This is a genomic window from Pseudomonas sp. Irchel 3H7 (genome assembly GCF_900187605.1).
Classification (GTDB): domain Bacteria; phylum Pseudomonadota; class Gammaproteobacteria; order Pseudomonadales; family Pseudomonadaceae; genus Aquipseudomonas.
Window position 1 is genome coordinate 1 of record NZ_FYEA01000009.1, and the last position, 12,477, is coordinate 12,477.

Genomic DNA, 12,477 nt, shown 5'->3' on the forward strand with positions numbered 1-12,477 from the left:
GTCTACTGGAGTAGACATCGTATCGCCCGAATCGACTTGAACTTGCAGACCGTTACGGCAGGTAAGAAGATCTAAAACCGTCCACTATGTCTCCGAACATGTGTCCACCATGTCTCCGGTACATACACTCCCAGAGGGAGAGGGGACCGACCGCGTTGAATATTCGAGTTACACCGACCTGAAATATCCAGTCGAGCTCGGATTTGAACAGCATGAAGATCTGCTCCCTTTCCCCCTCGCCCCCTTGGGGGAGAGGGTTGGGGTGAGGGGGTAGCTCTTGATTGTTAAACAAATCGTCCATTAAACCTTGTGCAAAAAAACGAGTGCGTTAGCATCCGTCCCCGAATTGGCGCACCCGGGCTTTTTTGCCTGTCACTGTTGGTTTTCGCGCCGCACACGCAATGGTTTTGGGGACTTGAAGATGAAGAAGTATCTGTCGATGCTGCTGGTCGGCGTCACGGCACTGGTTGCAGTCAATGCGGCGCAGGCTGGCGCAATCGATGACGCGGTCAAGCGCGGCACGTTGAAAGTCGGTATGGATCCGACCTACATGCCGTTCGAAATGACTAACAAGCGCGGCGAAATCATCGGTTTCGAAGTCGACATCCTCAAAGCCATGTCCAAGGCCATGGGCGTCAAACTGGAGCTGGTTTCGACCGGTTACGACGGCATCATCCCGGCGCTGATGACCGACAAGTTCGACATGATCGGCAGCGGCATGACCTTGACTCAGGAGCGCAACCTGCGCCTGAATTTCAGCGAACCGTTCATCGTGGTCGGCCAGACCCTGCTGATCCGCAAGGAGCTGGAAGGCACTATCAAGTCGTACAAAGACCTGAACACCGCCGACTACCGCATCACCTCCAAGCTCGGCACCACCGGCGAAATGGTCGCCAAGAAGCTCATCTCCAAGGCCAAGTACCACGGCTACGACAATGAGCAGGAAGCGGTGCTCGACGTGGTCAACGGCAAGGCTGATGCCTTCATCTATGACGCGCCGTACAACGTCGTTGCGGTGACCAAGGTTGGTGCCGGCAAACTGGTGTTCCTCGACAAGCCGTTCACCTACGAGCCTTTGGCCTTCGGACTGAAGAAGGGTGATTACGACAGCATCAATTTCATCAACAACTTCCTGCACCAGATCCACGAAGACGGCACCTACGATCGCATCCATGACAAGTGGTTCAAGAGCACCGAGTGGCTCAAGGACATGGAATAACGCGCATCCGCTGATCGTTTCCACGTCGAGGCGTCGAACCGTCCGCGTGGGAACGCATCCTGTGACGCTCCGCGTCACGAACAGGCAGGGACGTAGAGCGTCCCGAGCGGCATTCCCACGCAGAGCGTGGGAACGATCATCCGAGAACCTGCAATGAAACAGAAAAAAGCCCAATGGCCCTGGCACGTCCTCACCGTGCTGGTGCTGGTCGGCCTGGCCGGCGCGTTGTATTACGCGACGTCGCTGATGTCCTACGAATGGCGCTGGAACCGTGTGCCGCAGTACTTCGCCTATCAGGCCGAAGAAACCCAGCGTGCCACTGACATTTCCACCGTCACCGAACTGGTGCGCAAGGGCAGCAGCGCGCAAGTCACCCTGCGTAATGACGCCGGTGGCGAGCAGCACCTGACCGTCGACGAGAACAGCCTGCAATTCGCTCAGGGCGACGATGTGGCCGAAGGTGACGTCGTGGGCGTGACCCGGCATTGGGCGGCAGGACCGCTGTTGTGGGGCCTGTGGACGACGCTTTGGCTGTCAGTGGTCTCTGGGGTACTCGGTCTGTTGATTGGTCTGGTTACCGGCCTGTGCCGTCTGTCGAGCAACCCGACCCTGCGCGACCTCTCGACCATTTACGTCGAACTGGTGCGCGGTACGCCGCTGCTGGTGCAGATTTTCATTTTCTATTTCTTCATCGGCACGGTGATGAACCTGTCCCGCGAATTCGCCGGGATCGCCGCGCTGTCGCTGTTCACTGGCGCCTACGTGGCCGAGATCATCCGTTCCGGCGTGCAATCGATTGCCCGTGGCCAGAACGAAGCGGCGCGTTCGCTCGGTCTGAGTGCCGGTCAATCGATGCGTCACGTGGTGCTGCCGCAAGCATTCAAACGCGTGCTGCCTCCGCTGGCCGGGCAGTTCATCAGTCTGGTCAAGGACACCTCGCTGGTGTCGGTGATTGCCATCACCGAGCTGCTGAAAAGCGGCCGTGAAGTCATCACCACCTCGTTCTCGCCGTTCGAGATTCTGTTCTGCGTCGCCGGTCTGTACCTGTTGATCAACCTGCCGCTGTCGAAAATCGCCAGCCGGCTTGAGCGGAGGCTCGCGCAAAGTGATTGAAGTCCGCGATCTGGTAAAAGTCTTCGACACCCGTGGGCAAGTGGTGCGTGCGGTGGATAACGTCAGCACCACAGTCGCCAAGGGCGAAGTGCTGGTAGTTATCGGCCCGTCGGGTTCCGGCAAGTCGACCTTCCTGCGTTGCCTCAATGGCCTGGAAGAGTTCGATTCCGGTTCGGTAAGCATCGACGGCCTGCAACTGGCCGACCCGAAAACCGACGTCAACGCCTATCGCCGCGAAGTCGGCATGGTCTTTCAGCATTTCAACCTGTTCCCGCACATGACCGTGCTGGAAAACCTCTGTCTGGCGCAGAAAGTCGTGCGCAAGCGCGGCAAGAAAGAGCGCGAAGCCAAGGCCATGGAGTTGCTGAAAAAGGTCGGGATTGCACAGAAGGCCAACGAGTTTCCGTCACGTCTGTCCGGCGGTCAGCAACAGCGCGTGGCGATCGCCCGGGCGCTGGCGATGGAGCCGAAGGTGATGTTGTTCGATGAGCCGACCTCAGCCCTCGACCCGGAGATGGTCGGTGAGGTGCTGGACGTGATGAAGAACCTGGCCGTGGAAGGCATGACCATGGTTTGCGTGACCCACGAAATGGGCTTTGCCCGGGAAGTGGCGGATCGGGTGTTGTTCTTCGATCACGGCAAGCTGTTGGAAGATGCCGCGCCTGCCGAATTCTTTGATACACCGAAGGATCTGCGTGCGCAGGCCTTCCTGCGTCAGGTTCTGTAACTGCGGCGTTCTCTCGGCCGCCATCGCTGGCAAGCCAGCTCCCACAGGGTTTGTAGTCGATCACAAAGTTTGTGTTCAACCCATTCACTGTGGGAGCTGGCTTGCCAGCGATAGCATCACCTCGGTTCAGAGCGAACCGAGGTGGATGAATCACCTCAAACCTTGAAGCGCCCCACCAGCATCTGCAAGTGAGTACCCAGGCGCGCCAGCTCAACGCTGGACGCCGCGGTCTCTTCACTCGCCGCCGACGTCTGATCCGACACATCCCGCACATTCAGCACGCTACGGTTGATCTCTTCCGCCACCGCGCTCTGCTGCTCGGCCGCTGCGGCAATCTGCTGGTTCATCGCCTGAATCGCCGAAACCGTGCGGGTGATGCTTTCCAGCGACCCGCCCGCGCGACGGGTCAGCTCAACGCTGCTGTCGGTCAGGGTACGGCTGTTGTCCATGATCGTTGCCACTTGTTGGGTGCCGTTCTGCAGGCCGACGATCAGCTCTTCGATTTCTTCGGTGGACTTCTGCGTGCGCTGCGCGAGGCTGCGCACTTCATCGGCCACCACGGCAAACCCACGCCCGGCTTCACCGGCACGCGCCGCCTCGATGGCCGCATTGAGGGCCAAGAGGTTGGTTTGCTGGGCCACCGACTTGATCACGTCGAGGACGCTGCCGATCTTGTCGCTTTCGCGCTTGAGTTCGCCCATGGCTTCGGTGGAATGACCAACCTCAACCGCCAGACGCTCGATCTGCGCGATCGCTTCGCCGACGACCTTGTCGCCTTCGCGGGCTTGTTGGTCGGCAGCCACGGCAGCTTCAGACGCTTCCTCGGCGTTGCGCGCGACTTCCTGCACGGTGGCGGCCATTTCGTTCATGGCGGTGGCGACCTGATCGGTCTCGATTTTCTGATTGTTGACCCCGGCGCTGGTCTGCTCGGTCACGGCCGAAAGTTCTTCGGCGGCGCTGGCAATTTGAGTGACGCCATCGCTGATTCCGCCGACCAGTTCACGCAGGCCTTGGGTCATGCTCTGCATCGAGCGTTGCAGTTGGCCGAGTTCGTCACGGCGCAGGGACACCAGGTTGTGGGTCAGGTCGCCAGCGGCCACGCGCTCGGCAACTTTCAGGGTCTGGTTCAGCGGGATGATGATCTGGCGGGTGATCGCCCAGGCGGCCAGCAGGCCGAAGGCCACGGCGAGCAGGGTGGCGATGATCAGCATGTTTTTGGCGTGCGCGGCATCGGTATCGCGCACCACGGTTTGCGATTCAGTGAGTTTCTTGCTGACGTCGATGAGGATGTCGCCCTGAGTCGACATGCGCGCGGCGGCCTTGGCGTTGTTGACCTGCGAGTCGCGGAACTGAGCTACCGCGGCGCGATAGGCTTTGATCGAATCGGTGGCCTGTTGCAGGTTGGCGATGTGCTGTTCCGGCAGTTTGGCCGGCAGGCTGTCGAGATTCTTCAGCGCATTGTCGATGGCATCCAGCGCTGGTTGTTCGGCTTCGGCCTTGCCGCTGTAGGTGTAACCGCGCACTTGGTAGCGTGCTTGCTGTAGCAGTTTGCTCAGCTCGATCACGCTGTTGAATTGCGCGACGCTGTCACCCGCCAGCATGGATTTTTCCACTTCCGCGACCTTGGCCACGGCGTTGTCGGCACTCGCGCCAAGCTTGCTACGGGCATCTTCGCGCTGCACCGTGGCTTGGGTCATGTCGGCAAAGGCGCGTTTGTACTCGGCGACGGCGGCCAGTTGTTGATCGACCATCGCCGCGTCGGACGGCTGTTCAATCAGGCTGCGTGCGGTTTGCAGGCCGCTGTCGAGTTTGTTGAGCAGATCGGTGACCGCGCCCGGCCCTTGTTCGCCACGGCGTGCTTCGTAGTCCAGACGCGCCAGGCGCAGGTCCTTGGTCAGCTCATTGAGGCTGGAGATAAAGCCGAGTTTGTCACCGCGGCTGATAATGCCGCTCATGCCGGTCCAGCCGGTGAAGGTGATCAACAGTGTCAGCAACAGCACCAGGCCGAAACCGATGCCCAGCTTGCGTTTGACGCTGACGTTTCCAAGACTCTCGGCTAACCAACGGTACATGCGACCACTCCCTTCGGACCACTAATTGGACTTATGGAGAAGGTATCGGCCGAATGATGGCAATCTGTAACGCCATTTATCCACCGGACCCGCACGGTATCAATGTAGGAGCTGCCGTAGGCTGCGATCTTTTGATCTCGCTTCTAAAAACAACATCAAAAGATCGCAGCCTGCGGCAGCTCCTACGGGGGAGCTGTGTTTGGTTAGAAGAGACGGGCGAGCAGGGCGGTGACGGCGGTTTCGACGCGCAGGATGCGCTCGCCGAGTTGCACCGGTTGCAGGCCCGATTTGGCCAGCAGATCGATTTCGTAAGGAATCCAGCCGCCTTCAGGGCCGATGGCCAGCGTCACCGGTTCTTTGAGCGCGCGCGGGCACGGTGGGAAGTTGCCGGGATGACCGACCAGACCGAGGGTGCCGTCGGTAATCGCCGGCAACCGATCTTCAACGAAAGGCTTGAAGCGCTTCTCGATGATGATCTCCGGCAGCACGGTGTCGCGCGCCTGTTCGAGGCCAAGGATCAGATTTTCGCGAATCGCCTCAGGCTCAAGAAACGGCGTCTGCCAGAAACTCTTCTCGACCCGATAGCTGTTGACCAGAATCACCTTGGACACGCCCATGGTCGCCACGGTTTGAAACACCCGGCGGAGCATCTTCGGGCGCGGCAGGGCCAGCACCAGCGTCAGCGGCAGCTTGGCCGGCGGTGGCTGATCGAGGCTGACGCGCAACTCGGCTTCACCCGCTTCGAGGCGCAGCAACTCGGCCGAACCCATCAGCCCGTTGATCCGGCCAACACGCAGGCTGTCACCGACTTCCGAGCGATGAACTTCCTGCATGTGCGTCAAGCGGCGATCACGCAGCACCACGCGGTCGGCCGCAATGAAATCGGCCTCTTCGAGCAACAGCAGGTTCATGCCTGGGTCGCTGGTGGCTGGTCGTTGTGGTCGTCGGCCGGATTCTCGTCCGGGCGTTCGCGCTTGCTGATCAAACCACCGAACAGGATGCCGATTTCGAACAGCATCCACATCGGCACGGCCAGCAGGGTCTGCGAGAAGATGTCCGGCGGCGTCAGGATCATGCCGACCACGAAGCAGCCGATGATCACGTACGGGCGGATTTTCTTCAGGTAGGCGACGTCGACTACACCGATCCACACCAGCAGCACCACGGCCACCGGAATCTCGAACGCCACGCCGAAGGCGAAGAACAGCGTCATGACGAAATCGAGGTAACTGGCGATGTCGGTCATCATTTCCACGCCGGCCGGGGTGGCCGCAGCGAAGAATTTGAAGATCAGCGGGAACACGAAGTAATAGGCGAACGCCATGCCGGTATAGAACAGCAAGATGCTGGAAACCAGCAGCGGCACCGCGATGCGCTTTTCATGCTTGTACAGGCCCGGCGCGATAAAGCCCCAGATCTGATGCAGGATCACCGGGATCGCGAGAAACAGCGAGACCATCATCGTCAGCTTCAGCGGCGTCAGGAACGGCGACGACACATCGGTGGCGATCATCGTCGCGCCGACCGGCAGGTATTGGCGCAGCGGCGTCGAGACGAAGGTGTAGATCTGCTGGGTGAACGCAAACAGCCCGGCGAAGATGATGAAGATCGCCGCCACACAACGCAGCAGGCGGGTGCGCAACTCGGTGAGGTGCGAAACCAGCGGCATGTGCTGGTCGTTTTCGGGGAGATCGCTCATAGGGCTCGCGGCGGCAATGTTGGGTCGTGAGGCGCGGGTGTAATCGGCGCGGCGGTTGGGGCTACGTGTTCAACCGAGGTTTGTGCAGGCGCTGGTTCTGCCGGCGCTACAACGGCAGCAGGTGCAGGTGTCGGAGCAGGCGCGACGGGTGCAGTCGGCGCATGAATCGTCTGCTGACCCACATGCTCAACCGGCGTCGGCTCCTGCTGAACCGGCGAGAAAATCTTCCGCGCCTCCTGCTCCAGCGACAGAATGTGCTCGTTGTGCAGTTGCCGACGAATCTCGTCGGCACCGATTTCACGTTCAACTTCCTGTTTGATCGCGTTGAAGCTGCGCTTCAGCCGACCGACCCACAGGCCGGCGGTGCGTGCAGCGCCCGGCAGACGCTCGGGGCCCAGCACCAGCAGGGCGACGAGGCCGACGAGCAGCAGTTCAGAGAAGCTGATACCAAACATTAGTCAGTGCTCACACGTCTTTGCGGATCGGCTCTTCGACTTTCTGCGCCTGCACGTCGATGGTGTGCGGCGGGTTGGCCTGAGCGGTGGCTTGCGGCTGCACCGGTGGCACTGGCTGCGCAGGTGTCACGGTTGGATCGGCAGCCGGTTTTTCATCGTCGTTCATGGCTTTGCGGAAGCCCTTGATCGACTCGCCAACGTCGGTGCCGAGGTTTTTCAGTTTCTTGGTGCCGAACACCAGCACCACGACAACCAGAATGACGATCCAGTGTTTCCAGTCAAAAATGCCCATGTTGCTGTTCCTCTCTAAAAGTTGTTCAGGCGGACGGACGCGAGGCTTTCTCGACGTGTCCGGACAGGCCGAAGCGACGGTCCAGTTCATCCAGCACGGCCTGCGGATGCTGCCCCAGTTGGGCGAGCATGACCATGCTGTGGAACCACAGGTCGGCGGTCTCGTAGATCACGTCGCTGCAGTCGCCACTGATCGCGGCGTCCTTGGCGGCAATAATGGTTTCGACCGACTCTTCGCCGACTTTCTCCAGAATCTTGTTCAAACCCTTGTGATACAGACTGGCCACATAGGAGCTGTCGGCGGCTGCGCCTTTGCGCTCTTCGAGCACTTCGGCCAGGCGGGTCAGGGTGTCACTCATGTTTGTGTCCTGCGGAATAGATAGCGTGCGGGTCTTTCAGGACCGGGTCGACGGTTTTCCAGTCGCCGTTCTCGAAGACACGGTAAAAGCAGCTTTGACGGCCGGTATGGCAAGCGATGTCGCCGATCTGTTCAACCATCAGGATGATCACGTCGGCGTCACAGTCCAGACGCATCTCATGCAGCGTCTGCACATGCCCTGACTCCTCGCCCTTGCGCCACAGCTTGCCACGGGAACGTGACCAGTAGATTGCACGGTTTTCCGCGGCGGTCAGTTCCAGCGCTTCGCGGTTCATCCAGGCCATCATCAGCACGCGTCCGGTCTTGTGATCCTGGGCAATCGCCGGCACCAGGCCATCAGCGTCCCACTTGATCTCGTCCAGCCAGTTTTTCATCTTCGACTCCGACAGCGAACCCCACACTTCAATAGTCGGGTTCAGGCATTGAAACAGTGTGCCAGCCGATCACGAAACTGGCTATCGGCGAACGACCAGATACAAGCCGACTGCCACCATGATTCCCGCAGGCCAATGCCCCAACTCGTTAAGCGGGCCACCGATAGCGAGGATCACCCCGCCGGCCAGATGCGCGCAACCGAGCAAGCGCAGGAACCAGTCGTCCTTGCGTTTATGCCATGGCGGCGGTGGATCGTAGGCGTGCGGTTGCGACATGCGTTCGAGCAGGTCGCGGGCCATGTTGGCCAGATGCGGCAGTTGTTCGAACTGGCTCTGCACGTTGCCCAGCAAGGCTTTGGGGCTGACGCGCTCGCGCATCCAGCGTTCGAGGAATGGCTGCGCGGTGTTCCACAGATCCAGATCCGGATACAACTGACGGCCGAGGCCTTCGATGTTCAGCAGGGTCTTTTGCAGCAGCACCAGTTGCGGTTGCACTTCCATGTTGAAGCGCCGTGCAGTCTGGAACAGGCGCATCAGCACTTGGCCAAATGAAATATCTTTTAACGGTTTTTCGAAGATCGGTTCGCACACGGTGCGGATCGCCGCTTCGAATTCGTTGAGTTTGGTTTCCGCCGGCACCCAGCCCGAGTCGATGTGCAGTTGCGCCACACGACGGTAGTCACGCTTGAAGAAGGCGAACAGGTTGCGCGCCAGATAATCCTGATCTTCCGGGGTCAGGCTGCCGACGATGCCGCAGTCGATCGCGATGTACTGCGGGCTCCACGGGTTGACGGTGCTGACGAAGATGTTGCCCGGGTGCATGTCGGCGTGGAAGAAACTGTCGCGGAACACTTGGGTGAAGAAAATCTCCACACCGCGTTCGGCGAGCATTTTCATGTCGGTGCGCTGATCGGCGAGGGTCGCCAGATCGGTGACCTGAATGCCGTAGATGCGCTCCATCACCAGCACTTTCGGCCGGCACCAGTCCCAATACACTTGCGGTACATAGAGCAGCGGCGAACCTTCGAAGTTGCGCTTCAACTGGCTGGCGTTGGCCGCCTCGCGCAGCAGGTCGAGTTCGTCGTAGATGGTTTTTTCGTAGTCCTGGACCACGTCGACCGGGTGCAGCAGACGCGCGTCGGCCGAGAGTTTTTCGGCGGCGCGGGCGAGGATGAACAGCCACGCCAGATCTTGCGCGATGATCGGCTTCAGGCCCGGGCGGATCACCTTGACCACGACTTCTTCGCCGGTTTTCAGCTGCGCGGCATGCACCTGCGCAACCGAGGCTGAGGCCAGCGGCTCGACGTCGAAACGGCTGAACACGTCGCTGATTTTCTTGCCCAGTTGTTCTTCGATCAGCTTGATCGACAGTTGCGAGTCAAACGGCGGCACACGGTCCTGCAACAGCATCAGCTCATCGGCGATGTCTTCCGGCAGCAGGTCGCGGCGGGTCGAGAGAATCTGCCCGAACTTGATGAAAATCGGCCCCAGATCCTGCAACGCCAGACGCAGACGCGCGCCACGGCTCAGGTCCAGCGGCTTGCGCGGGAACCAGCGCCACGGCAGCACATAGCGCAGCGCCAGGAGGAACCAGGGCAGCGGCAGATCGAACAGCAGGTCATCGAGGCGGTAGCGGATCACGACAGACTGGATGCGCAACAGACGGCGGACGGCGAGCAGCTTCATGCGTTATCGCTTGGGTCGAGGGATCGGGAAAGGCGCTCGAAACGCGCCTCGAGACGTTCCAGATCAAGTTTGATCCGGTCCAGTTCGCTGAACCGCGCTTCGGCTTCGCGCTGCCCGACTAGGGTGCGCGATTCTTCGGCGAGGTATTCGGCGAGGTTCTGGTTGAGGCTGGCAAATCCTTGTTGATACCAGCGCGCGCGGCTGCGCAGATGGCCACCGACCAGTTGCGTGGCGACCGGGCCGAGCCAGCGCGAGAGTTCGTACTCCCAGTCCAGCTCAAGGTCTTGCAGGACACCGGCCAGCTCCAGCAGCACGCCGCTGTCGCCATCGAGCTCGACTTCCGGGGCGTGCAACACCGCGGTCTTGTCTTTGCTCACGGCCAGTTTGATCAGGCTGGAGGCCGGCGCGCGCAGGGTGCAGTCGACACCGGTTTCCCAGTGCGAGGCCAGCATCAAACCTTCGTCGCTCGGCAGAATGAACAGTTGCAGCGCCGGGCTGCGGCAGTCGACGGCAATCACCTTGCCGGTCAAATGCGCCAGCCGCGGCAGCGCCGTGCTGTCGAGACGCAGCACCCGGTTGAGGCCGAGTTCAACGCTGGCGAGCAGCCCGGTGAGCAACATCAGGGCTTGATGCCGCGGTGCAGGGCGACGATGCCTGCGGTCATGTTGTGATAGGTCACGCGGTCGAAACCGGCGTCGACCATCATCGACTTCAGGGTTTCCTGATTCGGGTGCATGCGGATCGATTCGGCCAGGTAGCGATAGCTTTCCGAGTCGTTGGTGATCAGCTTGCCCATCAGTGGCATGAAGGCGAACGAATAGGCGTCGTAGGCTTTCGACATCAGCGCATTGGTCGGCTTGGAGAACTCCAGCACCAGCAGACGACCGCCCGGCTTGAGTACGCGCAGCATCGAGCGCAGGGCGTCTTCTTTGTGCGTCACGTTGCGCAGGCCGAAGGCGATGGTCACACAGTCGAAATGATTGTCCGGGAACGGCAGTTTTTCCGCGTCCGCCTGAACGAATTCGACGTTGCCGGCGACACCCAGATCGAGCAGGCGGTCACGACCGACCTTGAGCATCGATTCGTTGATATCGGCCAACACCACTTGACCGGTCGGGCCGACCAGGTGCGAGAACTTTTTGGTCAGGTCACCGGTACCGCCGGCGATGTCCAGCACGCGGTTACCGCTGCGCACGCCCGACAGTTCGATCGCGAAACGCTTCCACAGACGGTGCATGCCGCCCGACAGAAGGTCGTTCATCAGGTCGTACTTGGCGGCTACCGAGTGGAAAACCTCAGCGACTTTTTCCGCTTTCTGGCTTTCCGGAACGTTTTTGAAGCCGAAGTGAGTGGTGGGTTCGGCATCGCTGCCTTTGCGCTGATCAGTCATATCGCTGTCACCAAAAGAGAATGCGCGACATTCTAATCCCCAAGCCATGCTTTGTCTTGGAATGGCTAAAGGTAAGATGGGCAACCCTCGGGACGATTTGCCGCAGCGGCGGTCAAGATTTACCGACACATCTTTTTCGCCCCATTCAAAAAACAGGAGTCAATCAATGGCCAAAATCACTGTTGAGCGTGCCCACAATCTGGGTAAGGAAGCCGCCCGCGAGAAGGCCGACAAGCTGGCGCAAAAACTCTCCGAGCAATATGGCCTGGAGCCGCAATGGTCCGGCGACACCCTGAACCTCAAGCGCTCGGGCGTGAAAGGCGCGGTGCATGTGGCGGACGATTCGATCAAGGTCGACGTTGAGCTGGGCCTGATGATGTCGGCCATGAGCGGCATGATCAAAGCCGAAATCGAAAAAGCCCTCGACAAAGCTTTGGTTTGAACATCAAAAGATCGCAGCCTTCGGCAGCTCCTACAGACGTACACATTCCCCTGTAGGAGCTGCCGAAGGCTGCGATCTTTTCATTTAGGCACCACCGATTCATGTCAGTTGTTAGGGTGCCGTTTCTAATTTTTCTGCCTACTTTGTGCCTGAGCCCGACACTTTCCCGGGCAGTTCCTCAAACCTTCTGCGCGTGAGGTGCACCATGGCCAAAGTTATTTTGAAGAAAAAAATCGACGTTTCGACTTCTGCTCTGAGCGACGTCAAATCCTATGCCCGCAAGATCTGGCTGGCAGGCCTGGGTGCCTACGCCAAGGTCGGCCAAGAGGGCAGTGACTACTTTCAAGAGTTGATCAAGGCTGGTCAAACTGTTGAAAAGAAAGGCAAAAAAGCCGTCACCGAAAAACTCGAAGCGGCCAACGCCGAGATCGATGAAGCCAAGAGCGAAGTGAGTTCTTTCAAAGGTCGTGTCGAAGTTCAGCTCGACAAGGTCGAGAAGGCGTTCGACTCCCGTGTAGCAAGCGCCTTGAATCGTATCGGCATTCCGTCTAAACATGACGTTGAGACACTCTCTGCTAAGCTCGATGAGCTGACGGCATTGCTCGAACGCGTCGCGCGTAAATCTTAAGG

General features: G+C 59.7%; 15 protein-coding genes and 1 pseudogene. 5 read left to right on the forward strand and 11 right to left on the reverse strand.

The genetic code is table 11. The features are described 5' to 3' along the window. Positions 1 to 421 precede the first annotated feature (421 nt). The 3 genes from CKW38_RS17720 to CKW38_RS17730 all read left to right on the forward strand — a co-directional run bounded on the left by CKW38_RS17720 (position 422) and on the right by CKW38_RS17730 (position 3,059). On the forward strand, positions 422 to 1,219 hold the full coding sequence (locus CKW38_RS17720) for a transporter substrate-binding domain-containing protein (RefSeq protein WP_007909335.1): 798 nt from the start codon (positions 422 to 424) through the stop codon (positions 1,217 to 1,219). Between the two features lie 153 nt (positions 1,220 to 1,372). Beyond that, the gene (locus CKW38_RS17725) at positions 1,373 to 2,332 is read left to right on the forward strand and encodes an amino acid ABC transporter permease (protein WP_095113422.1); all 960 of its coding nucleotides are present in this window, start codon (positions 1,373 to 1,375) and stop codon (positions 2,330 to 2,332) included. Next, on the forward strand, positions 2,325 to 3,059 hold the full coding sequence (locus tag CKW38_RS17730; RefSeq protein WP_095113423.1) for an amino acid ABC transporter ATP-binding protein: 735 nt from the start codon (positions 2,325 to 2,327) through the stop codon (positions 3,057 to 3,059). Before CKW38_RS17725 ends, CKW38_RS17730 begins: the two co-directional genes overlap by 8 nt. A gap of 155 nt (positions 3,060 to 3,214) precedes the next feature. Here CKW38_RS17730 and CKW38_RS30675 read toward each other — a convergent pair whose 3' ends face one another. From CKW38_RS30675 to ubiE, 11 genes and pseudogenes are all read right to left on the reverse strand, one after another. Next, positions 3,215 to 4,087 carry a methyl-accepting chemotaxis protein gene (locus CKW38_RS30675; RefSeq protein WP_371857741.1) on the reverse strand — a complete coding sequence of 291 codons (873 nt, stop codon included), beginning with the start codon at positions 4,085 to 4,087 and terminating at the stop codon, positions 3,215 to 3,217. Beyond that, positions 4,070 to 5,131 (reverse strand): annotated as a pseudogene (locus CKW38_RS30680) (methyl-accepting chemotaxis protein); the annotation flags it as partial. The pseudogene CKW38_RS30680 and the gene CKW38_RS30675, both read right to left, overlap by 18 nt. A gap of 203 nt (positions 5,132 to 5,334) precedes the next feature. Further along, on the reverse strand, positions 5,335 to 6,042 hold the full coding sequence (locus tag CKW38_RS17740; protein WP_095113425.1) for a 16S rRNA (uracil(1498)-N(3))-methyltransferase: 708 nt from the start codon (positions 6,040 to 6,042) through the stop codon (positions 5,335 to 5,337). Beyond that, a complete protein-coding gene (gene tatC / locus CKW38_RS17745; RefSeq protein ID WP_007909342.1) occupies positions 6,039 to 6,830 on the reverse strand; it encodes a twin-arginine translocase subunit TatC in 792 nt (263 codons plus the stop codon). Before tatC ends, CKW38_RS17740 begins: the two co-directional genes overlap by 4 nt. Beyond that, positions 6,827 to 7,285, reverse strand: coding sequence for a Sec-independent protein translocase protein TatB (tatB, locus tag CKW38_RS17750; protein WP_095113426.1), 459 nt, complete (start codon positions 7,283 to 7,285; stop codon positions 6,827 to 6,829). The genes tatC and tatB overlap by 4 nt, the downstream gene beginning before the upstream one ends. 10 nt (positions 7,286 to 7,295) lie before the next feature. Further along, complete coding sequence (locus tag CKW38_RS17755) at positions 7,296 to 7,577, reverse strand: twin-arginine translocase TatA/TatE family subunit (protein ID WP_003220847.1); 282 nt, start codon at positions 7,575 to 7,577, stop codon at positions 7,296 to 7,298. 25 nt (positions 7,578 to 7,602) lie between these two features. Next, on the reverse strand, positions 7,603 to 7,935 hold the full coding sequence (locus CKW38_RS17760) for a phosphoribosyl-ATP diphosphatase (protein WP_007909355.1): 333 nt from the start codon (positions 7,933 to 7,935) through the stop codon (positions 7,603 to 7,605). Continuing rightward, entirely contained in the window at positions 7,928 to 8,329 is a 402-nt protein-coding gene (gene hisI, locus CKW38_RS17765; protein ID WP_007909357.1) for a phosphoribosyl-AMP cyclohydrolase, read from the reverse strand. Before hisI ends, CKW38_RS17760 begins: the two co-directional genes overlap by 8 nt. A gap of 81 nt (positions 8,330 to 8,410) precedes the next feature. Then, a complete protein-coding gene (ubiB, locus tag CKW38_RS17770; RefSeq protein WP_007909358.1) occupies positions 8,411 to 10,015 on the reverse strand; it encodes a ubiquinone biosynthesis regulatory protein kinase UbiB in 1,605 nt (534 codons plus the stop codon). After that, the gene (locus CKW38_RS17775) at positions 10,012 to 10,635 is read right to left on the reverse strand and encodes an SCP2 domain-containing protein (RefSeq protein WP_007909360.1); all 624 of its coding nucleotides are present in this window, start codon (positions 10,633 to 10,635) and stop codon (positions 10,012 to 10,014) included. Before CKW38_RS17775 ends, ubiB begins: the two co-directional genes overlap by 4 nt. Then, the gene (gene ubiE / locus CKW38_RS17780) at positions 10,635 to 11,405 is read right to left on the reverse strand and encodes a bifunctional demethylmenaquinone methyltransferase/2-methoxy-6-polyprenyl-1,4-benzoquinol methylase UbiE (RefSeq protein WP_008080626.1); all 771 of its coding nucleotides are present in this window, start codon (positions 11,403 to 11,405) and stop codon (positions 10,635 to 10,637) included. The genes CKW38_RS17775 and ubiE overlap by 1 nt, the downstream gene beginning before the upstream one ends. 166 nt (positions 11,406 to 11,571) lie before the next feature. Here ubiE and CKW38_RS17785 point away from each other — a divergent pair, with 166 nt between their 5' ends. Continuing rightward, positions 11,572 to 11,847: a polyhydroxyalkanoic acid system family protein gene (locus CKW38_RS17785; protein WP_007909364.1), complete on the forward strand. Its 276-nt coding sequence runs from the start codon at positions 11,572 to 11,574 to the stop codon at positions 11,845 to 11,847. A 205-nt stretch (positions 11,848 to 12,052) separates the two neighbouring features. Continuing rightward, positions 12,053 to 12,475 carry a phasin family protein gene (locus tag CKW38_RS17790; RefSeq protein WP_095113427.1) on the forward strand — a complete coding sequence of 141 codons (423 nt, stop codon included), beginning with the start codon at positions 12,053 to 12,055 and terminating at the stop codon, positions 12,473 to 12,475. Positions 12,476 to 12,477 lie beyond the last annotated feature (2 nt).